Origin of the sequence: Bartonella sp. AU15XJBT, from assembly GCF_028618615.1 — a bacterium.
Taxonomy (GTDB): Bacteria; Pseudomonadota; Alphaproteobacteria; order Rhizobiales; family Rhizobiaceae; genus Bartonella.
On record NZ_JAQITG010000096.1, the window covers coordinates 1 to 1596 of the forward strand.

The 1596-nt window shown below is 35.0% G+C and carries 2 protein-coding genes; both read right to left on the reverse strand.

Annotated elements, in window-relative coordinates; genetic code table 11:
• A partial coding sequence (locus PVV57_RS10265) for a hypothetical protein (RefSeq protein ID WP_273784040.1) occupies positions 1 to 320 on the reverse strand: 320 nt, incomplete at its 3' end.
• A 48-nt stretch (positions 321 to 368) separates the two neighbouring features.
• On the reverse strand, positions 369 to 719 hold the full coding sequence (locus tag PVV57_RS10575; protein ID WP_404977255.1) for a hypothetical protein: 351 nt from the start codon (positions 717 to 719) through the stop codon (positions 369 to 371).
• Positions 720 to 1596 lie beyond the last annotated feature (877 nt).

The following is a 1596-nucleotide window of genomic DNA, read 5'->3' on the forward strand; positions in this document are numbered from 1 at the left end:
TGCGATTGCCCCACTTCTTGCGCATGATTGTTCCAAATCATACCTGCATTGCCAATATTAAAGTCGTTATATTTATTGTGTGATAAGCCCTTGCCATTGGGGGTAACAATATCAATCGAGGGAACCCCATTGGGCGCTGCCACTATATCCGGACGATATGCGCTACCTGCGTTAGGATCCACAGTAATTTGTGCCTGTAACGCTGAAGGTGCGAATAAACAAGAAAAACCAAGTCCCCCAAATAAAACCTTTTTGAGCATCGTACTGGAGACCAAAACACCTAATAAAGCTGCTCTTTCTGCTCTCTTCTCATATCTCATACGTTAACTCCCCAATAAAAAACGCTTAAAGTTCCATTGTTAATGTCATCAAAAATGTTCCTGATTTCTTGTGCTTAACTGTGCTCCAAAAAATATATGATGAATTGCAAAACAGTATCCCTCCCTCCAAAATGGTCCCGATTTTTCTTCAAAAGAGAGAGAAACTTTGCCAAGCGTTAAAGACCGTAATTTCTCAATTCTTTCTAATTGCTGCTTCTCAGATTGTTGGCGAGAAAAATTATCGGTTGGGGAATGAAAAATAGCTGAGGAGCGCGCATAAACACTTACACCTGTAAACAAGCCAAAGAAAACAAAAATGGCACGAAAAATTCTCAAAAGAGAACTCTGGCGTAAAAATACAGAAAACAATACAGATTGCCCCCGCTTTGCACACTTCATGAAGCATTCTTTAAAAGAACTTCATGGAACCTCTAACAAGCCCACTCAAAACAGCCACTGCCCTATAACGCTTTTAACAAAAGCACATGCCTCTGTGACCCAAAAAGTGACACCCAAAACTGCTCTATTCTAATTGCTGAAGATATCTCCCCCACATTTATGTAAAAAGACCTCTAAACAAAACTGTTTAGCCCGTCAATGGTTAATACATCAATATCCCCAGTTTAACGCTACAATATATTTATCAATATTTATCAATAATTAGAGATAAATTAATTAGAGATAAATTCACTCTCCAGCTCCTCTAAACCACTCAACACGCATATAAACGAGACATCATGCGATCAAGCACATCCTGTCCTCAAAAACCATCATAGAAAACAATAAAGAACCTCTTTTGAAGTCTTAAAACAACCACGCAAAACTCTTTTTATGCCATTCTCATCAAGGAACTTTTCTCCCCAAAAATGATCTGAGTGATCTTATAAGAAGAGTTTTGTCTAGAGTTGTCAGCCTTGTCAGTTTAGTCAGTTAACTCTAACCCCTATAGTATTTTTTTTAATGAGATAAAAAATTAAAAACATTATATTTCAATAAGTTAGTATTTTAATGATACAACCATTATTAAGATACACCAAATAAATACAATCAATAATATATATTTGTCAGTTATCTGTCAGTAAATTGAACTGACAAAATGATTATTTTAGTGAGTGATTAAAATGTGCTTTATGAAAAGCATGTGATCCTTTAAAGCCTTCAAAAGATAGTTTGTAACTCATAAGAAATGCTATCAAGACGTATTTATAGATTAAAGGTTGGTACTTAAAAAAATAATAAGAGTAAAAAGTTATTTTAAAACATATTAAGTGAATTT